This is a genomic window from Vibrio sp. R10-SF1-ISO8, assembly GCF_059833805.1.
Map to the genome: position 1 here is coordinate 411971 of NZ_JCBDHL010000019.1, position 20034 is coordinate 432004.

Below are 20034 nucleotides of genomic sequence, written 5' to 3' on the forward strand. Positions count from 1 at the left end.
ATTAGTAGCTAAAACCCAAACTACCCAGATCCAAGTTAAGCTCGGTACCCTTTTCACTCTTGGCTTTGTCTACTATTACTGGCTTATCTGACTTAATCCGAAGTTCGACTTCGGATTTGCTTTTCAAAGTCTGGCTAGTAAGTGGTTGGTAGGCTTGATATTGCTTTGGCGTAGTCAGATTTCCTGACTGATACGCCTGGTATTGTGAGCTGGTTGTTTCACGGCGGTTTGCTGTTTCTTCAGTGGTAATACCGAGTTTGGCGTTTTTGTCTTTAATGCCATCGAGCTTGCTGGCGAGGCTGTCGACCTGTTTACCTGCCTGTTCGGTTTCTATCTTCCAATCATCTGGAATCAGTGAATCTGGGAGTTTGTTTATAAGGGCTTTGAACTTTTCCCATAACCAGCCCACCTTTTCCCCTACCCACTTGATGACCTTATCTAAACCAACAAACTTATCGACTAAGTAGGTTATGGCGATAATCGCTGCACCTACCGCTGCCACAATCATTCCAATCGGGTTAGCCATGATGGCAGCGTTTAGGCCAATCATCGCAACTTTAAAGATAGCGAGTGCCGCCACAATGCCTTTGAAATTTTGCGATACCCAGATAAGCCCTTTACCTAAGAAAGCAAAACCTCGATACAGGCCGTCGACGGTTTGGATGAGCTTTTCAATAAACTCTGTACGCCACTGCGCGTTTTTAAACTTGTCTGAGAAGCGGGTAAAGACTTTGGTGACTTTCTCCATCACTGGCGCGAGTGCGGCAAACTTCATCGAACGAACACTTTCCTGAATTTTCTGCAGTGCGTCGTTGTATGCTTCTGCCTTTGCTGCGTCTTCAGCGGTTGCACCTCCGCCAAGAGCATTAAGTTCTTTACGTGCAGCGGTTAGCCCCTGTGTACCTTCGCGGAGCATGATTAACATTTTGCGCCCATCCTGCCCAAACGCAGCATCGGCAAATGCCATCTGCTCTTGAGGTGACTCTAGCTTTGAAAATGCATCAAGCAGCATTTCGTAAGCTTGCTGGGTATCTTCTGCTCCCTGTAAGTCTTTATAGAGTGAGTTACCGCTTTTCTTAAGGAATGAACCCAGAGCTCCTGTTCCTGTCTTCTGCAATACGCCTAAACGTTTCGTAAATCTGAGCATAGAGCCTGACAACGCATCGCTTTCAACGCCTGCATGATTGGCTTGGGATTGCATGGCTTGCAGCTCCTCAATCGGCAGGTTCAGGTTACCAGCGACCTTCGCCAGCTTGTCCATCTCTTCTGCAGTGCTGTTTACCTCTGAGACCAATCCAGCCAAGCTGACGCCACCCAATAAAGCAGCGCCCTTGCCTACCGTGGCGGAGGCAACATTTGGTAAGCGCATTGCCCCATTAAGCTTTTGAATGGGCTTCATTGCACCCTGTAAAATCGAGTACTTCTTGCTAAGGCGCGCAATCTCTTTGCCGTGCTTTTTATAGCTTCGGTTTAGCCGATCGCTTTCACCTTCCAGGTCATACATTTTCACGCCTGTCTGGCTAAGCTGTTTACCCAGCCGAACCAGGTTGTTCTTGTAGCTCGTTTGTTCTGAGTTAAGCTTGTCTAACTTCTCTCGTTGTTTGCTGATCTTCTCTGTCAATGCAGCACTTGGGCGCGTTGCGGATGCCGCTTTGGCTTTGAGTTCGGTGAGCTTTTCGTTAGTGGCTGCAATCGCGAGGGCGTTCTTACTTATCGCTTTCTGCGAGCTTTTGAATGAAGCGATCATACCTAGTGCAGCGGTGTCATTTGCCTGCGCCTTTTGCACCTTCTTGATGACCTTTGCGTAGTGATCTGATTCGCTGGAGATACCCTTAAGCGGTGCGGATATCTTGTCTTTCATCCCCATCACAACTGACAGATTCATTTTCATGGTGATATCCCTTATTGGTGATGCAAAAAAGAGAGCTTATTCGCTCTCTTTCCGTTCGTGTCTTACTCTGGCTTTCTCCCGAAACAGCAATAAGTCTTCGTAGCTAAGCCTATCCAATTCGCTTGGCTGCCAGCCCAGCACTACTGCTATATCTGCGTAGTAGTCTTCAACGTATTCGATTACTGTTTCGTGTTGACGAAAAAAGAGGCGATTTCAGTCAGTACTGGCGCCCAGTTCTCTGGCGCTAAGTTGAGCATATCTCGCTCACTCAAGCAGGTGATTCTTGGCACCAGAATCTGCCCTGTTTCGAAATCCATTTCACACACTTTGATGAGGTTTAAACCCCGCAGGTTGCCCGAGTGCGGTTTGGTGATTTCAAGTTCTTCAATCATCTCGCCGTCTTTCTCATGCGGTACTGCCAACTTAACCTTTTTCACTTCACTGCTGTGTTTAATCGGTGTCGCCATAGCCCAATTCTTCCTTTAGTTCTTTGAGTTTGGTTTTGCAGCCGCCTTTGTCCGGGTCCAGCTTCATCACCTGTTCATAGAGTTGGTACGCCAGTTCGCGTTCGCCTTCTTCGTAATGCCAGTCACCGACCAAGCGATACATCTTCACTTTTAGTGGTGCATTGGTTGCCAGCTCACCAGATTGCAAATCTTGCACAGCATTGAGCAAGTAACTACGTTCATACTCTTTGTTGGCTTTGTGGGCTTCCAGAGAGTAATTGAATACATAGCCGCAATAGGCTGTCTGGCCGTTCATTTTCCAGTTGTGCGGTGTTTCCAGCCCTGCACCGATGGCATTGCGAAAATCATCGTGGATGGTTTCCAGCAGTCCCAAATCAACATGCCACATGAAGAACCACCAAAGCACATCAAGATTGGCGTAATTGCCTTGATGTGTTTCAAGCAGGGTTTCGACGATTGAGCGGTACTTCTCGATCAAAGACTCTTTGAATGGGTCCTTCTCCTTTGAGCCCGCCAAGGTTCGAACGTAAGATAAATCTTGTTTGAGCATCAACTGGACTTCTTCCCAGGGCTTACTCAACGCCGATGGTCGATTCGATTGCTCTATCTGCACGACTTTAGGCTTGTTGGTGAGCGCCTGACGCTTCATGAGTATTGAATACATGGCTCGCTCCTTATTGTGGGATCAGCTCGTAGCCATAGAACATGACTTCCAGCTGACCTTCCTTCACGGCCAACGTTAGCGGGTCGCCCACCCACGCATCGGTTAAGGTGTAGGTTTTGCCACTGTTCGTCTCGAGCGTGATGTTTTCATCGACGAACTTTTTAATGGCATCTTCATCTGTATTGCTCGCGTGGGCGATGACGCACTTAATGGATGGCGCCTCTTCATAAGACTCGCTGTGGCCAAGCACACCATCGTCACCCATAACTGGTTCACGCTTGAGGTTACCGAAGTTGATTTCCGCGCCCTCTTTGATTGGTAAGCGCCCCAATGAACCGGCATTAAGTACCGCGCGGCTAGTAATTGTTGTTCCCATGGCTTACTTCCTGAATTGAATCTTACCTGCAACGATGATCAGTCCATTCACGAACTGCGGTGAATCCTGATAGTTGATGCGTTGTTTGTTGGTCTGGTCGAGCTCGACAATCAAAGACTTTTTGTAGCCATCAAAATCTTGCACGATGCCCTGATATTCCAGCTCCCGATATAATGCGAGCAATTCACTTTTGAACATGCTTGGCGTAACAATGACCTGACCGGGCGCAAACTTGGTACCGTCCTTTGCGACTTTGTGGCGCGCGTATTTACTCAGGATGCGTGAACGCTGCTTCTGGCGGAAATACATCGCGGTTGCCGGTGTCATGATGTCGAGGTAACTGTTGTCGGCGATACCTGACGCATTCTCGGTATACGCAGTTACCGAGCGCTCAATCTGTACTTCTTTGCTCGGCGTGACCGTGTAAGTACCCATTCCTTCATGAAGCAGTAAGTTACGCTCTGCCCAGTCAAACTCCGTTTCCGCTGTTGAATACACGCCACTCAACTTGAGGGTTTGTAGGGGTCGGCATGGGTCATTGGCCAATGAAGGGGCAATTTGCCCTGCCCAAGCAGCAACAGCTTCTGCATCCGACAACACCTGATTCGATGAATCCCCCAAGCTATCAATCGACATAAAGCTGATCAGTGGGCAATTGCTTTTCGAACCAAAGGTCACCAGCTCCGAGTGTGTGCCTTTCTTTGGTAGATACGCCAGACCAGGGATTTGATTGAGCGCGTCGTAGCGCTTTTCCAAGAACTCTCCCAAGTCACGAATGGTGGTCTCGTCATTCAATGAACAAATGATATGGTGATACTGCTTATCGCCCAATGCAGCAAGCGCAGACATGGTGTCATTGCTGGCCACACTCACCGCATACACGGGCATGGTTTCATCCTGCTTGCGGAAGAACTTCACCATCTTAACGATATCTGAGTTGCCAAAGTGTTCGGCGGCTTTTGCATCATCCATGCAAAGCTTTACTGTGTTTGCCCCTACCGCGGCACCATCGGCGGCATTGCCGATCACAAGGCAAAGTTGCTGGTCTTCAGCACTGTTAGCCAGGCTGTTATCAATCTCGACATACATGCCCGGAACACGAGCATTGCTCGGCACTTCTGAGAAGCTGATACTCATTCTTCAGTCTCCTGTTTTTGTTGTTTCGCCTTAACCTCAACAACGGATTTATCTTTGATTCGGCGTAGCCAGTAGGTATTGCGCGGTTTCACTTCTCCCGCAGCTTTCAGCGGTTGTCTGGTTTCAGGGTCTCGAACCAGTAAGCCTTTGCTGCTCGGCTTAACCTTAAATGTTCGCATTAGGTTGCATCCTCTAGTGCAAAGTGTTCTGCAGCCATCGCCAACAACTCTTTTTCGAGCTGTGGCGTCCAGCCGATAAACGTACGTTTGGGCATGTGATAATTTCGTTTAGTGAGTATTCCACCCTGCCACTGTCCCACCTTCGAATCGAAGAAGCCGTTTACCCTTGTGGTGAAAGAGACCTGAGCACCTTCATTGTGCTCACGGCCAATGACACCCACAGAGCCCGTTAGACCAACCTCAAACCCTTTGTCACTGGTTCGTGTTCGTAGTGCCTGAGCAAAACCCAGCAGCATGTCTTTGTTGTTGGCTCCATCATCAAGCTGAGTCTTTGGCCTTCGGCTTTGATATGGGTTGTTGCTAATGTCTCGCTGCGCTCTGACTTGCTGCCTGAAAAACTGCCGAGCTCGGTTTGCCATTCGGCGGTTTAAGTCATGCTTTTCAGACGCTTTCATAACTAAAACATCTACCAACTGGGTCAGCTGTTCTGGGCTTTCTAGGGTCTTCATGGCAAGTCCTTGGTATGACCAACGAAGTAAACCAGCTCATTCAGTTCATCCGCCTGCACAGCCGCCTCAAACTCGCTGATACACTCATATAGGGTCCCTTGCTGCTTCCAGTTGCCTTGCTCACTCTCTGCCAGTGAATAACTTTCTCTCAGGTCGATTTTTATCTTGATGTCACATTTGCCATCATCGAGCATCTGAGTCGCAAACGTCGGTGCTGGTAAGCCTTTCTCTGTTCGTTCCGGATCATGATTGTTGAGCCAATTCACCAAGTGCATAAACAGAATGTGCGGTTTTAATCTCGCGTTCTGAACAAAAACAATTGCCGTGTATTCCAACTCATAGCCGTCGACCAATGGTCCTTGACCACAAAACAGAGCGCCATCTTCTACCCAGATATCTAAGCTCTTCGAATCAGTAATGTGGTTTTTAAACAGCTCAGTCAGGCTTTGTAGCGCTTGCATCACACCACCTCAAAGCAGTAGGTTTCGTGACCATGAACGAGCAAGTCGATAGCGTGGCGATACTGGACTTCGCAATGCTGCTTTTTGTCTGTTAACGCTTCTTGTCGCTGCGCTGCTTCCGCTGTCGCATCCCCACTTAACTGAATACCGATCAACTCACTGGCGGTTAAAGCAAATACCGCTTGCTTGTAAAGCGTTGCGCCTGCTTCTTCATCTTCAAACTTATCCCTAGAAAGTGCGTTTAGGTCCTCGTAAGGCGCTATGACGCACTCCAACTCTTTGTGTACTTTGATACGTGACACACTCGCTTGATGCAGAATGCCTGCCTCTGTTTCATTGCTCATGAAATGAAACAGAGACTGAAACTCTGCTAGCTTCAACACCGGATACTTTGCCGTAGCTGGTAGCTCTGAGTCGTAGGTTTCGCTTTTATCACCGACAAATTCCATCATGGTTCCTCGTGAGAAATGCGGGCAGACAAACACTGAACTCTGCTTCTGCCAAGGCTTCACAGATTGAGTGTTAGAGCCCGCATTGAGGGGGTGGTCGTTTAAGGGCTATACCCAGTTTTCGCCAATCTTCAGTTTGACGTTCTTGAATTCCATCGCGGCTGCTTTGCCGATTTCTTCAATGACGTAAGCCATGTTCATCGACTCGAAGTTCTCGATCTGATCTTTCTCGTCGTTCTTCTTACCCATTGAGCGACGAATTGAGCCTTCCTGAATGTAGATAGACAGGTTGTCGTAGCTGGTCACCATAATGCCGGTTGACGGGAAACCCGGAACCTTCACTGCAGGCAGACCACCATAGGTTCCAATGACCTGTACTTCCTGAATCTTGCTCTTCTCGCTTGGAGTATTGCCATGCGCTTCGTAGAACTTCGCTTTGTCGTAAGCCAGCAAGTCAGAGCCGATAATCGCAATCAGGTTTGAATCGTTTTCGCACGCATCGTGAAGCAGATTCTTGGTGTTGAGCACCGCTAAATCGAGATTAATGAAGTCACCACCTTCACCGATTCGGATCTCACCGGAATTCGGCTCGATTTCAGTAATGTAGCGCTCAGCGTTATAGTCACGCATCGCCTGAAACCAACCTTTGTTGACGTCTTCGCCGTTTGGATTCGAGCTCGCATTGGTGTTCTTCTCTACGCGTTCACCGTACCAACCAATGGTGATTTTGTTAGCGTCAATCTGCTCACGCGTGTGAGCTGAGATGATTGAGTTGAAGCGCTTGTCGTGCGCCCAGGCATCAAGTTTGTCGTAACGAATAGCGGTATCGAAGTTAGTCTGCTCACACATATACGGCATCGCGCCCATGCCTGAGTAGTCTTTCGGTACACGGCGACCTTCACCTGATGTGTCAGTGCGACTAGCAATCATGCCCGTTACACCCAGACCGATGGATTCGCCTTTCTGGTTCTTCACCGGAATGATGTTGATCTTCTTCAGGAACCAGTTGCTCTCTCGCATCTGACCAATGATTTTTTGAGTGCCGTTCGGCGTGACGTTAAACTTCTGGGTCGCGTCATCCACTTCATTTTGCTCAGCGACTTTCTTCACGTAAGCATTGAGCTTGATTTGCGTTTGTTTCTGCATAGTTTTACCTGTTTCTCTTCGTCAGACTGGCGTTATAGGTACTGCTCTTCTTCGCTGTCCTGACCTGCTAGCTTGCGCGGTGTTTCGTCAGTGATTTGGCTAAGCGTTGTCGTCATCTCCGACATCTGAGTCGACAACTGCTCCACCTGACCTTTGAGTTCATCGAGCTGATTGCTTTCAGGCTCCTCTTGATCAACCTCTGGCTTTTTCTGTGCGGAAAGGCTTTCGACCAACAGGCCTAAGTTGGTACTGAGTACCTTGTTCTGCTCGATGCTTTGTTTGAGCAGCTCTTCAGTTTCTTTACTCATTTCGCTTTCTTCCTCTTGTTGCGAGAACTGCTCAGGAGACTTTTCACCGCTGAGCCAGCTTTTGAATTTCTGGAATAAGGAGGCATCACTTTCTGGTTCTTCTTGCGAAAGCGCTTGGGGTTCGATCGTAAACTTTGAAAGTACGTGAACCTTGCCATCGTCCTTGCTAGAGAGATGGATTTGAGTTGTACCCAGTGATGCGGGTTTGTCGGTCAGAGCCAGTCCGGTTAAATAGGCTTTCTCAGTGTTAGAAAACTTCTCAATGAACTCACAGGATGTATGAAGTAACTGGCCTTGTTCCGTCATGCGTAGCAAATGGGAGTTAGGTTTAATAACCGCAAACAACTTGTCTTCACGCTTCTCTACCGACAACACCGAACCAAATTTGTAGCTCCAGTCATAGTGCTCTTCATTAATGCGTGCGGTGTATACCTCTGGGTTGTAGGTCTCTGCGATTTCATCAATGATTTTCTGTTCAATAACGCGACCATCAACGGTTGTCCCTGCCTGCAAAATACAAATCGGCTCTGACTGAAACATGTCTAAACTCTCCTGAATTCGATGATTTCAATCTAACGAAAGCCTTCCTCTTTTTGTATTCATCCTGATTCTAGATACCCGATATAGAACTCTCGCAAGCTGAGCAATGGCGGGTTCTGTAGCACTATGCTGGCATGGAGACGAATGCAGTAACCAATCTGAACCAGCCGCTATACACGCCAGCGCAAACTCAAGCGTTTGGTCTGTTCTTACGCCAGCAAAAGCCGGCAGAAATCGCGGATAAAATCGGTGTTGCCACCCGAACGGTTCAGCAATGGGTATCAAAATTTGGCTGGAAGGAAATGCGGGATGATTTGCCCGTAGAGCTCATACTGCGTCAGAGGATCACGTATCTGATGTGGGTTGACCAAAAACTTGAGTGTCAGGAACGCGAGCTGAAGATGCTACTCGATCAGCACTACAAACGTGTTGAAGCAGAGAATAAGCGAAGCAGACCAGGCACATCCTTCGAAGGCAAAAGCCCTAGAGGTCGAAAACCTAACAAAGTTAAGAATGACGTTTCGCAGATCACCAAAGAGATGCTTGATGAATACCGCGAACGTACTTTCTTTGAGTACCAGAAAGAGATACACGCTCACAAGCTCGATGATGACATCAACGAAACACGTTTCTATCTGAAGTCGCGCCAAATTGGTCTCACCTTCTACTTTGCGTATGAAGCCTTTGAAGATGCTGTGCTTAATGGTGACAACCAGGTCTTTATCTCTGCGTCGAAAAAGCAGGCGTATATCTTTAAAAACTACATCCGTAAGTTTGCTCTCGAGATTGGTGAAGTCGATCTCAAGGGCAAAGATGATATTGAATTGAGTAATGGCGCCAAGCTAGGCTTTATGTCGACCAACGTTTCCACCTCTCAGGGTTTCAATGGTCACATGTATTGGGATGAGGTGTTTTGGATACCCCGCTTCGCTGAGCTGGATGACTACGCAGGCGGCATGTCGATACAAGCGAAGTTCCGCACCACTTACATTTCGACGCCGTCCACGATGGCTCATGAAGCTTATCCGAAATGGGAAGGTAAGAAAGAGCACAGCATTGATATCAGCCACACCGCGCTGAAAGATGGGGCGCTAGGTCCTGATTTTATCTTCAGGCAGATGATCACCGTTGATGATGCGATGAAGAAAGGCGCGACCTTCTTCAACATGGAGAAGCTAAAGCGTAAATATCCGGTTAAGGAAATCTTCGACAACCTACTGCGATGCAAATTCTTAGATGACAGCGCGTCGTTCTTTTCATTGAAAGCCCTTCTCGCCTGCAAAGCGGACTCCTCTCTATGGAAGGAAGTTGACCACAACAAGCCACGCCCCGTCGGTGACGAGGAAGTGTTAGTCGGCTATGACCCAAGAGGCGGTGGTCAGGGAGAAGGCTCTGATGATGCGGGCTTAGTAGTCTCGCTTAAACCAAAAATGAAAGGCGGCGTTTTCCGCTTCATTGAGCGATTAAGGCTTAAAGGTTCAAGCTATGAGCAGCAAGCTGAAGCCATTCGCGCGATCACCGAAAAATACAATGTAGTGCACCTCGCCATCGATACCAGTGGTGTAGGTTCTGCCGTGGCTGAGTTGGTTCGAAAGTTTTACCCGTCTTTGCTCGAGCTGAACTACTCACCAGAGGTAAAGCGGATGATGGCCTACAAAGCTCGGGAGATCATCGGCAATGGTCGACTGCAGTTTGACGCCGAATGGGATGACCTGGTGCATTCCTTCCTGATGATTCGCCAGCAGACCACCAACATCAGTAACCAGGTTACGTTTGTCTCTAATCGCAGCAAGATAGGGTCGCATGCTGACCTCGCCTGGGCTTCGATGCATGTTATGTGTTGGGAGCCAATTGATATTAACAATGACGACGATACCACCGTTGAAATCTTCTAAGCCAAAGAGCGGAGAAACGAAGTGATTGAGATTGAATTTTCTAACCCTGTCAGCGTGATGAACAGTGACATACTAAGCTACCTTGAAACGGCTTTGGTTGATGGCTTGTATGAACCACCTATTCCTTTCGACACCTTGGCCAAAGCGCTACGCGTTAACCCAATGCACTCGAGCGCGATTGAGTTTAAGCGCAATACCCTCGCCTATGCAGTGAACGTTTCGCCAATATTATCCCGTCGCGACCTTAAGCGGTTTATCCAAGACTATCTCACCTTTGGCAACGGCTATTTCCAAATTGTTCGCTCACACGCGGGCAAAGGTCCTATCGTTCAGGTTAAACACATTCCCGCTTTGTATATGCGTCGCCGCGAGGACTTGGGTTATACCTACAAACCAAAAACTTATGAGGATGATGGCAGAGTTGATTTTAAGGAGGGGCAAATCTTTCATCTCTCTGAATACGACGTTGCTCAGGAGATCTACGGGTTACCCGGTCACGTAAGTGGGCTCACTTCCATCTGGCTAAATGACGATGCCACTTTGTTCCGCCGTCAGTATTACCGCAACGGCCAGCACGCGGGTTACCTGCTTTATATGAATGAGCCCAGCATGACGAAAAAGCAGGAAGACGAAATTAAAACCAAGCTTCAGGCCAAAGAAGGCATGGCGTTTAAGAATATGTTTGTGAATGCGCGAGGCAAAGACACTAAGGCACCAGAACTTAAGCCAATTGGCCAAGTAGAAGCAAAGGATTCATTTAAAGAAGTGAAGAACCAAACCATGAATGATGTGCTGGCTCTCCACCGCGTACCCATCGAGCTGATGAGCGTTCGCCGCGAGAGTATTACCTCTCTCGACCTCAACAAGGTTGATTGGCTATTTCACAAGAATGAACTACTGCCAATGATTGATACACTGCAGGAGTTGAATGAGTTTGTGGGGATGGGGGTGATCGCGCCTCAAGAATACGAACTTTTGAATATGTAGTAGCATTTAGCTCCACTACAGATTTACCAAAAATAGTATTTGCATCAAATCTTTAATTGATCAAACACAGTACCATACTGGCACTATTGCATAAGAGGCCTTTATGGTTAATACACAATTCTTCAACTACCTAAGACTATTAAGAGACAGATACGAACAGCCCCCACAATATAACTTATTCTCTGTTCTTCGTTCTGAGTCAGATGAAGTTAGGCTCCACTCTCGTTTTTTAGTCGATGTTCTGAGCCCGACGGGTAGCCACAATCAAGGACAACTTTTTCTCTCTGATTTTCTTAAGCGTCAAGAGCTAGATATTTCAGGAAACATTGAAGTTCTTTGCGAGTACAAAAATATCGATGTTTTGATCCGTTCAGAAAAAACAGCGATCATCATAGAAAACAAAATCTATGCTGCTGATCAGGATAAGCAACTTCAGCGTTACTACCGAACCATGCGTGAGGAAGGATATAAAGATATCCATCTTTTTTATCTTACGTTAGATGGCAAAGACCCTAGTCCAGAGAGTGTTGGCGATCTGGACAAGAAGGTAACCAATATAAGCTATCGCTCGGACATACATGACTGGATGGACCGTTGTACTGAACTTTCCGCTCGTAATGCGCCATTGCGTGAAGCTTTCATTCAATATCTAGACCTTATAAACCATTTAACTAATCGCGTTGAGAATATGGAACACATCGAGAGATTAAAGAAACTGTTGCTAGAAGATGACAACTTAGAGTCTGTCTCCGAATTAAATCAAGCGTATGAAGAAATCGTAGTTGATGCTCAGTTGTCAATGTGGGAGATGCTTGGAGATAAAATGACAGAACAGTTGGGTGAGCTATCAAGCGACTCAATTGCTCACGAACATGATCCAAGGGAAACAGTCAGAAAATATGTTCAAGCTAGACGTAATTCTAGATGGATCATTCAAGAGTTTGAATTACGTGATTACCCTTCGTTCTATTTGTATGTAGAACAAGACCACCATTTGTATTTTGGTCTGTATCAAAACAAGGAATCAAAACATGCAAAGCAAACTAAGCTCCCCAAATTAAATCATAACTATGAGGTGGAAAATGGCACCACGTTGTTTAAATATCCAAAGCAAAAAATTAACTTTCGAAACCTTAGCGCAAATGACGTGAAGTCTCTTTCAAATCCAGAGTTTTTAAATGACTTTACTCAAGAGATAGTCGATGAGCTTAGTGCTTTGCATCAATTGATAATGAAGGCATCGTAACCATTTACTTGGGAATGACTTGTGTTTGTGCTGCAATCCATCGCTGTAGAGCAGACAGTCTGCGCGCATTTTCCGCACAGGTCTCTATATTAGCCGCATCTTCGGCTAGGACTTCGGCGTCTCGCTCGTAACTTGTAACGGTTCTGGCGGGACCATCAGCGATGGTGGCGGGTTGCTGAATACCGATTGCTCGATTATGCGCTCGCACTGCGTCGGCTCGGATGCGCAACCAATCAGCATCATTAACAACGCACTGCTTATCACTGTTCTTTTGAGCATACTTGATCACCTCTTTTTCTATCTCTCGAAACTCAATTCGAATATCAGGCTTTTGGTTAGCGAGTTTTACAGCTAATTGGAAAGCCTCGTCTTGTTTTCTTTCTACTCTGTCCCACAGAGCGTTTTGTTCTTTTAGGGCCTTAGCTTCTGTAGTCGTAACGCCGTAGTCATAAGAAAGGTAGGCGACACCACCAAGAGCGGCAGCAAAAGCAAGAGCTTTAAACAGGGTTAGATAATTACTTAACATGGTTACTCTCCTTGCCAACCGTTTAGACAAACGTCTTGCTCTTTACTTCGGCGCTTAGGAATACCGGCACAGTTGCTTTTTTCTAGTCGGCAATCTTTACCATTCACAAACACCCATCGCGGATACTCATTACAAGCACCAGTGCGATCACCTCGGTTAAATTTTTTCAGCAATGTAGAGCGAGCGAAGTTTCCTGCACCAAGGTTATAAACAAAGCTCACCATCATGTCGTACTCGCCTTGGTTTGGTGTTTGGGTGATACGCTTGTTAACTACACTTTCAGCGGCAGATACGCTTTCAACAAAGCTTTCAGCGGCTTGCTTTTCGGTAATATGTGTATCCTTGGTCACGCCTTTGGTATGACCTAAACCGACCGTCCAAACATTCGCACTGCATTGGTAGGACTTAAGGCGGCAACCTTCCTCGTTAGCGATATGGCGTAAACCGTTTTCACTAACACTTAGCTCTGAGTCGATAGTAAATACAATGGCAAGAACTGAGGTGACAGAGCATACCACCGCCTGTATTGCTTTGGTTTTTAAGCTCATATGGCTCCGTCCTCTTGAGAGTTCAGCTTGTCGAGTTTGGCTTGGTTGAGTTTGGTGGCAACGGCATAGTGGCGAATAGCCATGACGCCCGAAACAATACCCACAGAGATTGCTATAAGCTGAGCAATATCGTTCACACCGAAGCTGATTAGGGTTGCACTAACAGACGTTAGAGTTTTCTTTAGCCCGGTAATATCAAGCAAAGAAACAACTAACGCTTTTACTTCTGTTTGATTCATTGATTTTTCTCTCGTAACTAATGATTAGTGCCCCACAAAACCAGTGTATAGAGCTGAGGTTTAAAGGGTACTTATGGCATTTCTAGTGCGGAGATTTAGAAGTTTGGGAAGGTAGAAAGAACAAACCCAGCGTCTAGGCTGGGCTTGGCGGTTAGTTAGTTGGTTGGCGCTTCTGGGTATGGGTTCTCTGCTTTGATTTTGGCTTCTAGCTCGTTGATACGACCAGAGAGCACTTGCACCGCATCGGTTTTGCCTTGCCGCTGTTTACGGGCAAGCTCACTTTCTAGTGGGTCGGTGAGTTGGGTATAAAGCGCTGAACGAGTAGCATCTACTTGCGCATAATCGTGAATGTATTTATTGCTTAGGTTGGTTACCCATGCATCATTGTTCCACTCGTCAAACAAGGTCGCTGGTTCAACTAGCGTATAGTCGTCAGTGACAACCGACTTATCAGTAAACGCTTTAGTTTTAGAACTATCAGTTTTTAGGTAAGCAATAACTTCAATGGGTTTATTTTCAATATACCATTGTTGATTTTCAACAGAAAATCTCAGTTGCTGTTTACTCTCTATGAACTCAGGAAGCTCCAACCAAGTCGCTAATTGAGGCAACATGTAATCGTCATAACCAGTCACTTTGTGCACTTGGCTAGTGCCTGCGAACAAGCAAGTCTGTGGAGCGTAGTGATATGCTATTTTCATTACATCCAACCTCGGTGAATTTTGATGGAAAGGTTTGCGGTGTAAGGGCGGTTTTCGTCTCCTCCAATGACGCCCGTTTGAGCTGAATACCCCAAGTCTCGAACACCATTGTTAGTACCAGAGTAGGTGTTGTTTGAATTCGGCACATAGTGGTATTCATGACTATGCGCTTTGAGCTGATCTTCTTGTGTATCCCCATGATCTACATTGTTAGGAGTACCACGTACAAAATGCCCTAAATGATGATTGGGTAGAGTAAAAGTACTGATGCCATCACCTTCACCAAAATACATTGCGTACTTCATCGGGTCTGCATCTTTAGCGCCTTGAGCAACAACTAGGCCCGTGGTTTGTGCATACTGCCAAAGAAGACCGTCAGTTGTTCTCGACGCTGTTCCCCCTTTGAGTTCTAGCCAGCCATCAACTGCGCTTGGATTGTGAGATTCCCATATTTCACCCACTCGCAGCGCTAGTAGCTCTTTCTTTATGTTAACCAGATGCAGCTCATTCATTTCAGTTTCAGTCACAAACTCACCGTGTTTAAAAATGACTTGTCCAGCTTCACCCGAAATCGCCGCTTTGAGTGTGACCATGCCGCCAATGCCTTTCGGTAAGGCGACTTTGGGTGACGAGCATTCGATCACGGATTGATTACTGCTATCAAGCACATGGATTTGATGTAGGTATTCATCAAAGTGCTGCTCAATAGGCAGATTCAAGATAAAGGTTAAAACGCCATTGTCATCGTAGTAACTGGTTTCAATGGTGTTTTCATAGAATGAATGCAATGATTCATTTGGTGCGTCATGGGTTAACGCGCCAATGAGCCGATACTTGGTTACAGTATTTTTCAGCTCACTGTTTAATATGCCTATCCCGTGCTGAGTCGGAATAGCTTGCAGTGTGCTCATTCGGTGTCTCCTATTTCAAGTTGCCAAGTAATGGCAGTGCGGCACAATATTTGAGTTTCAGCGTCTATTTCTAACTGTGAGCTCAACTCTGGCTTTATTGTTAAGGCGGTAGCCTGTTCAAATTGGGTTTCGGCTTCCAGTGGGTAAAGCCAGTGAAGCTCGGTATGAGGTAATCGGACATTTTCAAATGCGTTGATGGCTGCACCATTGTCATAGCTGAATAGGTCAATCAAAATCAGATTAGGCCTTTTCACATCGTCATACACCAAGCCGTTTGAGCCCATTGTCCCAAGCAGACTTTGATAATCGCGAACCTTCCAGCCAAACCCTTGCTCTTCAAACTCTGTTAAAAGCGATAATTCAATGTCGTCATGGGTTTTCTTAAAGTCTTTCGCTATACCGTTAATGGTCTTGGTCAGCTCTGCGTTCTCGGAGTCTTGCCAGTATTCGCCTTGAGGAAGTAACCCACGGTACGCTTCAGCAAAATCCCCTTCACTGTATTCAATGATTAAGTCGGAGGTGTCCATGTGACGGCTCCTAATACATGAATCTGGTTATTGTCGATAGGCACTTCGCCCACAGGTGTTTTGACAATAAAGTTGTTGGTGACGGTTGAAATGACTAACACAATTTCAGTATTGGTGATGGATTCAGGCTTTTGGGTTTCTGGGTTTATCTTGCCCATTTTCCCTTTGACAAAGTTTTCAAGGGCCGTGACCACATCATCACGAATCGCTAGGTCTTCAATGCCTTGAATCTCTATAGCGAGCGGCGCTTTTTCTGGAAGGTGAGCAAACGGATGACAACCAGCGAGCCGGTTAGCTTCAAAGGTCTCTTGAACAAGGTTAACCACTTCACCGCTTAACGTTGGGTCGTTCTCACGTGCGCCAATGTAGACCTCTACCATGCCGCGCTCTGGCGTGTTATCGAGTGCCCAAGCAAAATCAACATCAGAGTGAGCCGACACCGCCCACACTTCGTAATCTTCTGACTTGCCAATCAGCTCGTTTTTCTCGAACGCGACAATTACTCGTGCTCGCCAGTGCTCTAGCTCTTCGATATCTGCACCACCTTCAATACCAAGCGATAAGATCATATTAGGGTCGATACCGCTTAGCCCTTCAGTGAGCGTGAGTTTGGCGCCGTTTGGTAAATTGCTTGCTGTCCCTGATTCAAGTGCCATAACGTCTACAAGCACATTGCTGTACTGTTCCTTAGTGGTTTCGTACTCTTTATCACCGTAGATCAGGCGAGTCCCTTTGGCGATCACCACGGTTCCACCTAACTCATTAAATTGCACTGTACCTTTCGCAAAAGTAGGCAGCAGTCGTGGTGTATTGTGGCGATTGGCATGCAAATATAGCCACGCTTCAGAGCAGGTTTCAGGGTGCAGTTGTCTGAAAAGCAAATCTTGATAGCCATATTGCCCATAGCTAACACCAGCGATTGCAGAAGCTATCGCTTTGGTGGCTGGGTTGCTTTGTCCTGTTGCCGCTGTCAGGTTAGCTTCAGCACGAGCGATTAAACTCTCAAGGCTCACTTGTGTACTCATTTATCTACCTTCGATAGTGGAACTTCAAATGTTGAGCCGTCCGTTAGGGTTATTATTACATTACGGCCCATTTGGTTTGGTTTCTCTCTCCAAACAGTGACTTCAATGGTTTTCGCGTGACCTTGTTGAATTAACCAGGTGAGAGCTTCTTCATAAAAACGTTTAGCAAGCCTTAAGGTTTCATCGGTTAATTTGGCTCGTTTGAGTGTCCAATCCCGAGAGCCGACAATCTCTATCAGTTCATTGCTCCAAGTGCCGCCGCGTTCATTGTTCTCCATTCTGGCGCGGTCATTCTTGGTTGACTCGGCGTAGTTGTAGACGCTTTGCAGTACCGCATGAGTCATGCCTTCTTTGGAATCCACCGACTCGGTAAGCGCGTTCAATTTAAAATGGCTCATGCTTTGTTAGGCTCCCGTGTCGTTTTGATTGCGCTGTCGTCTTCATAGTCGTGGTCATGCGTCTCGACTTTAACGCCGCCGAACGTACCAGACAGACCACCGACAGAGCCTGCAACTTCTGCATTCTTCGCCACACTCAGATCGCCGCCTATATCTACATCATTAGAAAACGTGGTTTTGTCAGCAATAACGTTTACCTGTGGCGCTTTGATAGAGACTTCATTCGCGGCTACAACATCGACCTTACCTTGGGTTGCGTAGACCTTAATACCTTCCTCGGTTTGATGGATTAAATTTCCCTTATCATCAAGCATGGCGACCTCACCGGGCTTTAAGTCGATTTGGTAGCGCTCATCTTCCACATTGACGGTAATCCCACGTGCAGTCACACCGCCGATAAACAAGTTGTAAGCCTTGGCTTGTGGTAATGGTCGACTCATAAAGCCGTAGTTGTGGACGCGCTTAATTCGGTCATTAGTGCGGCCTGTTGCAGTTCTAATTTGCAGCATGCCCGTAGTTGCACCTGTTACCGTGCCTGTTCCGATCACGTTCTTGATGCGAGCCATTAATCGCTGTTGTTGCTGGTGCTGAGCACTAGACATGACTTTGCTCCTTAAACGGTCTGACCAACTCAACGGAAGTGCTCGCGGAACTTTCGGACACCGATAGGCCAAGTGACTTGATTACCAGCATTTCACTAAAACTCTGCTCTTTGTCGATCACTCGAATCACTCGGTTTAATCCATTAATCGCAAGCTGAGGAAAGATATCTGCGACAGACGTTGAAGCGGTCAGGCTTTCCGCTATGGCTAAGTTACGTTCATATTTGGCGCGAGATAAACATGCCGCACTGCTTTGCAGTTGGTCACAGGTGATCACCATCATGCGCGAGCTCTCAATGCTTGGGTTGGTAATTTTGGCACTGGCATCATCCCATTGGCCCTGCACATCAATGGTGTGAAACTGCTTATTGAAGGCGCGTTTTATCTTTAAGCTGTCTATGTTGTTGCCTGTTTCAAGGCCAACATTGTTAATCGTTGCATGTGCCGTGTTCTCTATAGTCAGAACACCATTTCGCTCGATGAGCATGTAGCCTTGTTCACGGATGAGCTGAGCAACATTTTCAACCGGCGATTCGGCGTTAATCTGAAACTCTTCAATCTTTGGCATGCCTTTAACTAGGCTCTTTACCCCTAAGCTAAATGGCTTTGCCAGCTTTCTAAGCAGCTCTTCAACATTGAGTTTATAAAGCGCATCCATAGTGATGCGCGAGTCAATCATGTTGGCGCTCTTGGAACGCCCCACTATTGGCATCATTAGAGAGCTTGCGCTTGTCTCGCTTTCAGCTTCATCTATCTGTCCAATCAAGATGGATTGGTCATTGAGGTAGAACTCTACCGTCAACGGGCGATCAATGTTCATGGGTTCAATCGAGCAGTTAAAGGTGTGGGCCAATTGCTCCGTTGAGTAGTTCAAATTGGCTTGGTAGAAAGTATGCTGCTTTCCGTCAATGTACATCGTGAGTTGATTCATCGTGCATCCCTCACCGCAATATCACCACGGATAAATAAAGGGTGCTGAAGTGCATTCATTTTGGTAATGACGTTCTCATCGGTGTACTCGTCATGGGCTATGGTCAGCGCCGACTTAAAGTGAGGTGATTGCACTGTTCTGTGTGCTTTGGTTCCCTCTGCTACTTTGTCGTGCTGAGTCTGCACATTGCTTTTTAGTGATGTGAGTGCGTCATAGAGCTCTATGCTTTCTTGGGTAGAAACTTGAGTGGTTTCCTTGATGCGGTCATCAACGCTGACAATTAGAGTTGAGAGATCACTTTGAATAATCTCTGGTTGCTTTTGGGCTATGGTGATCTCAAAGCTGTCATTAGCTTCTAGGTCAGTCACGTCTTTACTCATCTTCATCGCGCCTGTCACCATCTGGACGTTGTGGTGTTTGGTTGGGCTATCGGTTTTTACTTCACCAAGCATCAAAGCTTGAGCACTGCGTGAGTTATCGACGGCTTCACTCTCGGAAGCAGGCTCTGATTGAACACCTTCAGACACCGTATCAACAGCGCTAGAAAACAGATCAGCGAACTCAGCAGGGTTAGTGCTCAAGCCGCTCACGGCTGAGAAGGCTCCATTTATCGCTAGGTTAATATCTTGCAGCGAATCGTCGGCTAGGTTCAGGCGGTTAGTAATATCAACCAACACATTGAGCGCACTGGTTGCGTTGTTTTGTACTTCGTTGATTTGAGACACATCCAGCCTTTTCACCTCTTCAACAAATGATTGCTTAGACAGGCTTTCTACTATGTCAGCTTGTGCTTTGGTGCGTACTGTTCTCGGTGCAGTGATAGAGGGTGAAGTACCGGCACGGACAAACTTCAGGCTCAGTGTCACTACACCTTTCTTGGTGTTAATACTGAGGGAATGTTCCTCGAACACTAGCACCAACTCTCCTAACCAGGGATGCTCGAGTTCTCCTTTTGGTTGTTGCTCCAGGCTTTCAATGAATGCATTGGCGTCAGCTAGTGAGCTTGCACCTACGAATATAGATTCGATAGTAAATGTTCGGGCTTTGGTGCCCATGACTTTGATGTGCGGTAGTTCAGCGTAGGGGATTTCGCTCACTTGCAGACGCTTACCACCATCAAAAGAGGTAGACAGGATGTTGAGCTTCAGCCCATTCCATCTAGCGTGCTCGTGTTGTCGTTCCCACATCAATAGCCTACCAATCGAAGAATAAGTTTGGAGTTTAAAGAGCAGAGATTATTTAGGTGGTGAAAGTGTGCTTCCAGCCCTTATTCGGACTCACCCCTCCCCCCGCGCTAAAATTCCGCACTGTAATTTTGCGATCCTTAAAGTGATCGCGTTTCGGTAGGGTTAGTAAAGCACAGCCCCCGAT

26 protein-coding genes are annotated in these 20034 nt (G+C 46.8%); 3 read left to right on the forward strand and 23 right to left on the reverse strand.

The features are described 5' to 3' along the window. Position 1: 1 nt before the first annotated feature. From AC6R00_RS16725 to AC6R00_RS16780, 12 genes are all read right to left on the reverse strand, one after another. A complete protein-coding gene (locus AC6R00_RS16725; RefSeq protein WP_500641236.1) occupies positions 2-1891 on the reverse strand; it encodes a hypothetical protein in 1890 nt (629 codons plus the stop codon). Positions 1892-1927: 36 nt separating this feature from the next. Beyond that, entirely contained in the window at positions 1928-2071 is a 144-nt protein-coding gene (locus tag AC6R00_RS16730) for a GpE family phage tail protein (RefSeq protein ID WP_080927273.1), read from the reverse strand. Then, positions 2071-2358, reverse strand: coding sequence for a phage tail assembly protein (locus AC6R00_RS16735; RefSeq protein ID WP_137356963.1), 288 nt, complete (start codon positions 2356-2358; stop codon positions 2071-2073). Before AC6R00_RS16735 ends, AC6R00_RS16730 begins: the two co-directional genes overlap by 1 nt. Next, complete coding sequence (gene gpM / locus AC6R00_RS16740; protein WP_500641237.1) at positions 2342-3022, reverse strand: phage terminase small subunit; 681 nt, start codon at positions 3020-3022, stop codon at positions 2342-2344. The genes AC6R00_RS16735 and gpM overlap by 17 nt, the downstream gene beginning before the upstream one ends. A gap of 10 nt (positions 3023-3032) precedes the next feature. Then, on the reverse strand, positions 3033-3398 hold the full coding sequence (locus AC6R00_RS16745; protein ID WP_019274354.1) for a phage tail tube protein: 366 nt from the start codon (positions 3396-3398) through the stop codon (positions 3033-3035). 3 nt (positions 3399-3401) lie between these two features. Further along, positions 3402-4535, reverse strand: coding sequence for a phage tail sheath subtilisin-like domain-containing protein (locus AC6R00_RS16750; protein WP_500641238.1), 1134 nt, complete (start codon positions 4533-4535; stop codon positions 3402-3404). Beyond that, complete coding sequence (locus tag AC6R00_RS16755; protein WP_152472119.1) at positions 4532-4714, reverse strand: DUF2635 domain-containing protein; 183 nt, start codon at positions 4712-4714, stop codon at positions 4532-4534. Before AC6R00_RS16755 ends, AC6R00_RS16750 begins: the two co-directional genes overlap by 4 nt. Next, on the reverse strand, positions 4714-5223 hold the full coding sequence (locus AC6R00_RS16760) for a phage virion morphogenesis family protein (RefSeq protein WP_500641239.1): 510 nt from the start codon (positions 5221-5223) through the stop codon (positions 4714-4716). Before AC6R00_RS16760 ends, AC6R00_RS16755 begins: the two co-directional genes overlap by 1 nt. Continuing rightward, the gene (locus AC6R00_RS16765) at positions 5220-5684 is read right to left on the reverse strand and encodes a phage tail protein (protein WP_500641240.1); all 465 of its coding nucleotides are present in this window, start codon (positions 5682-5684) and stop codon (positions 5220-5222) included. Before AC6R00_RS16765 ends, AC6R00_RS16760 begins: the two co-directional genes overlap by 4 nt. Beyond that, the gene (locus AC6R00_RS16770; protein WP_500641443.1) at positions 5684-6133 is read right to left on the reverse strand and encodes a head completion/stabilization protein; all 450 of its coding nucleotides are present in this window, start codon (positions 6131-6133) and stop codon (positions 5684-5686) included. The genes AC6R00_RS16765 and AC6R00_RS16770 overlap by 1 nt, the downstream gene beginning before the upstream one ends. Before the next feature lie 108 nt (positions 6134-6241). Next, positions 6242-7279 (reverse strand): phage major capsid protein, P2 family, encoded by a 1038-nt coding sequence (locus tag AC6R00_RS16775; RefSeq protein ID WP_043010143.1) that lies wholly within the window; start codon positions 7277-7279, stop codon positions 6242-6244. 32 nt (positions 7280-7311) lie between these two features. Then, positions 7312-8127, reverse strand: a complete 816-nt coding sequence (locus AC6R00_RS16780) for a GPO family capsid scaffolding protein (RefSeq protein WP_021455676.1) — start codon at positions 8125-8127, stop codon at positions 7312-7314. A gap of 134 nt (positions 8128-8261) precedes the next feature. Between AC6R00_RS16780 and AC6R00_RS16785 the strand changes: the two genes are divergently transcribed. The 3 genes from AC6R00_RS16785 to AC6R00_RS16795 all read left to right on the forward strand — a co-directional run bounded on the left by AC6R00_RS16785 (position 8262) and on the right by AC6R00_RS16795 (position 12255). After that, entirely contained in the window at positions 8262-10022 is a 1761-nt protein-coding gene (locus AC6R00_RS16785) for a terminase large subunit domain-containing protein (RefSeq protein ID WP_500641241.1), read from the forward strand. Positions 10023-10043: 21 nt separating this feature from the next. Further along, on the forward strand, positions 10044-11009 hold the full coding sequence (locus tag AC6R00_RS16790; RefSeq protein WP_500641242.1) for a phage portal protein: 966 nt from the start codon (positions 10044-10046) through the stop codon (positions 11007-11009). Between the two features lie 103 nt (positions 11010-11112). After that, positions 11113-12255, forward strand: coding sequence for a PDDEXK-like family protein (locus AC6R00_RS16795; RefSeq protein WP_500641243.1), 1143 nt, complete (start codon positions 11113-11115; stop codon positions 12253-12255). Between the two features lie 4 nt (positions 12256-12259). On the opposite strand, the gene AC6R00_RS16800 is transcribed toward AC6R00_RS16795, so the two are convergent. From AC6R00_RS16800 to AC6R00_RS16850, 11 genes are all read right to left on the reverse strand, one after another. Then, positions 12260-12781: a hypothetical protein gene (locus tag AC6R00_RS16800; protein WP_500641244.1), complete on the reverse strand. Its 522-nt coding sequence runs from the start codon at positions 12779-12781 to the stop codon at positions 12260-12262. A gap of 2 nt (positions 12782-12783) precedes the next feature. Next, positions 12784-13329 (reverse strand): lysozyme, encoded by a 546-nt coding sequence (locus AC6R00_RS16805; protein ID WP_500641245.1) that lies wholly within the window; start codon positions 13327-13329, stop codon positions 12784-12786. Then, complete coding sequence (locus tag AC6R00_RS16810) at positions 13326-13568, reverse strand: hypothetical protein (RefSeq protein ID WP_171349396.1); 243 nt, start codon at positions 13566-13568, stop codon at positions 13326-13328. Before AC6R00_RS16810 ends, AC6R00_RS16805 begins: the two co-directional genes overlap by 4 nt. A 155-nt stretch (positions 13569-13723) precedes the next feature. Beyond that, complete coding sequence (locus AC6R00_RS16815; protein WP_500641246.1) at positions 13724-14269, reverse strand: hypothetical protein; 546 nt, start codon at positions 14267-14269, stop codon at positions 13724-13726. Continuing rightward, positions 14269-15180 (reverse strand): hypothetical protein, encoded by a 912-nt coding sequence (locus tag AC6R00_RS16820; protein ID WP_500641247.1) that lies wholly within the window; start codon positions 15178-15180, stop codon positions 14269-14271. Before AC6R00_RS16820 ends, AC6R00_RS16815 begins: the two co-directional genes overlap by 1 nt. Next, a complete protein-coding gene (locus AC6R00_RS16825) occupies positions 15177-15707 on the reverse strand; it encodes a hypothetical protein (protein WP_500641248.1) in 531 nt (176 codons plus the stop codon). Before AC6R00_RS16825 ends, AC6R00_RS16820 begins: the two co-directional genes overlap by 4 nt. Next, the gene (locus tag AC6R00_RS16830; RefSeq protein ID WP_500641249.1) at positions 15689-16732 is read right to left on the reverse strand and encodes a baseplate J/gp47 family protein; all 1044 of its coding nucleotides are present in this window, start codon (positions 16730-16732) and stop codon (positions 15689-15691) included. The genes AC6R00_RS16825 and AC6R00_RS16830 overlap by 19 nt, the downstream gene beginning before the upstream one ends. After that, positions 16729-17130, reverse strand: coding sequence for a phage GP46 family protein (locus tag AC6R00_RS16835; RefSeq protein ID WP_500641250.1), 402 nt, complete (start codon positions 17128-17130; stop codon positions 16729-16731). The genes AC6R00_RS16830 and AC6R00_RS16835 overlap by 4 nt, the downstream gene beginning before the upstream one ends. Then, positions 17127-17732, reverse strand: a complete 606-nt coding sequence (locus AC6R00_RS16840; RefSeq protein ID WP_500641251.1) for a phage baseplate assembly protein domain-containing protein — start codon at positions 17730-17732, stop codon at positions 17127-17129. Before AC6R00_RS16840 ends, AC6R00_RS16835 begins: the two co-directional genes overlap by 4 nt. Next, the gene (locus AC6R00_RS16845) at positions 17725-18663 is read right to left on the reverse strand and encodes a phage tail protein (protein ID WP_500641252.1); all 939 of its coding nucleotides are present in this window, start codon (positions 18661-18663) and stop codon (positions 17725-17727) included. The genes AC6R00_RS16840 and AC6R00_RS16845 overlap by 8 nt, the downstream gene beginning before the upstream one ends. Beyond that, a complete protein-coding gene (locus tag AC6R00_RS16850) occupies positions 18660-19850 on the reverse strand; it encodes a DNA circularization N-terminal domain-containing protein (RefSeq protein ID WP_500641253.1) in 1191 nt (396 codons plus the stop codon). The genes AC6R00_RS16845 and AC6R00_RS16850 overlap by 4 nt, the downstream gene beginning before the upstream one ends. Positions 19851-20034 lie beyond the last annotated feature (184 nt).

Bases quoted from the DNA above. Each gene is read 5' to 3' on its own strand.
- AC6R00_RS16775 (WP_043010143.1), bottom strand. From the start codon at position 7,279: ATGCAGAAACAAACGCAAATCAAGCTCAATGCTTACGTGAAGAAAGTC.
- AC6R00_RS16765 (WP_500641240.1), bottom strand. From the start codon at position 5,684: ATGCAAGCGCTACAAAGCCTGACTGAGCTGTTTAAAAACCACATTACT.
- AC6R00_RS16780 (WP_021455676.1), bottom strand. From the start codon at position 8,127: ATGTTTCAGTCAGAGCCGATTTGTATTTTGCAGGCAGGGACAACCGTT.
- AC6R00_RS16760 (WP_500641239.1), bottom strand. From the start codon at position 5,223: ATGAAGACCCTAGAAAGCCCAGAACAGCTGACCCAGTTGGTAGATGTT.
- AC6R00_RS16735 (WP_137356963.1), bottom strand. From the start codon at position 2,358: ATGGCGACACCGATTAAACACAGCAGTGAAGTGAAAAAGGTTAAGTTG.
- AC6R00_RS16755 (WP_152472119.1), bottom strand. From the start codon at position 4,714: ATGCGAACATTTAAGGTTAAGCCGAGCAGCAAAGGCTTACTGGTTCGA.
- AC6R00_RS16825 (WP_500641248.1), bottom strand. From the start codon at position 15,707: ATGGACACCTCCGACTTAATCATTGAATACAGTGAAGGGGATTTTGCT.
- AC6R00_RS16745 (WP_019274354.1), bottom strand. From the start codon at position 3,398: ATGGGAACAACAATTACTAGCCGCGCGGTACTTAATGCCGGTTCATTG.
- AC6R00_RS16820 (WP_500641247.1), bottom strand. From the start codon at position 15,180: ATGAGCACACTGCAAGCTATTCCGACTCAGCACGGGATAGGCATATTA.
- AC6R00_RS16850 (WP_500641253.1), bottom strand. From the start codon at position 19,850: ATGTGGGAACGACAACACGAGCACGCTAGATGGAATGGGCTGAAGCTC.
- AC6R00_RS16845 (WP_500641252.1), bottom strand. From the start codon at position 18,663: ATGAATCAACTCACGATGTACATTGACGGAAAGCAGCATACTTTCTAC.
- AC6R00_RS16830 (WP_500641249.1), bottom strand. From the start codon at position 16,732: ATGAGTACACAAGTGAGCCTTGAGAGTTTAATCGCTCGTGCTGAAGCT.
- gpM (WP_500641237.1), bottom strand. From the start codon at position 3,022: ATGTATTCAATACTCATGAAGCGTCAGGCGCTCACCAACAAGCCTAAA.
- AC6R00_RS16815 (WP_500641246.1), bottom strand. From the start codon at position 14,269: ATGAAAATAGCATATCACTACGCTCCACAGACTTGCTTGTTCGCAGGC.
- AC6R00_RS16725 (WP_500641236.1), bottom strand. From the start codon at position 1,891: ATGAAAATGAATCTGTCAGTTGTGATGGGGATGAAAGACAAGATATCC.
- AC6R00_RS16785 (WP_500641241.1), top strand. From the start codon at position 8,262: ATGGAGACGAATGCAGTAACCAATCTGAACCAGCCGCTATACACGCCA.
- AC6R00_RS16810 (WP_171349396.1), bottom strand. From the start codon at position 13,568: ATGAATCAAACAGAAGTAAAAGCGTTAGTTGTTTCTTTGCTTGATATT.
- AC6R00_RS16795 (WP_500641243.1), top strand. From the start codon at position 11,113: ATGGTTAATACACAATTCTTCAACTACCTAAGACTATTAAGAGACAGA.
- AC6R00_RS16840 (WP_500641251.1), bottom strand. From the start codon at position 17,732: ATGTCTAGTGCTCAGCACCAGCAACAACAGCGATTAATGGCTCGCATC.
- AC6R00_RS16750 (WP_500641238.1), bottom strand. From the start codon at position 4,535: ATGAGTATCAGCTTCTCAGAAGTGCCGAGCAATGCTCGTGTTCCGGGC.
- AC6R00_RS16805 (WP_500641245.1), bottom strand. From the start codon at position 13,329: ATGAGCTTAAAAACCAAAGCAATACAGGCGGTGGTATGCTCTGTCACC.
- AC6R00_RS16835 (WP_500641250.1), bottom strand. From the start codon at position 17,130: ATGAGCCATTTTAAATTGAACGCGCTTACCGAGTCGGTGGATTCCAAA.
- AC6R00_RS16800 (WP_500641244.1), bottom strand. From the start codon at position 12,781: ATGTTAAGTAATTATCTAACCCTGTTTAAAGCTCTTGCTTTTGCTGCC.
- AC6R00_RS16770 (WP_500641443.1), bottom strand. From the start codon at position 6,133: ATGGAATTTGTCGGTGATAAAAGCGAAACCTACGACTCAGAGCTACCA.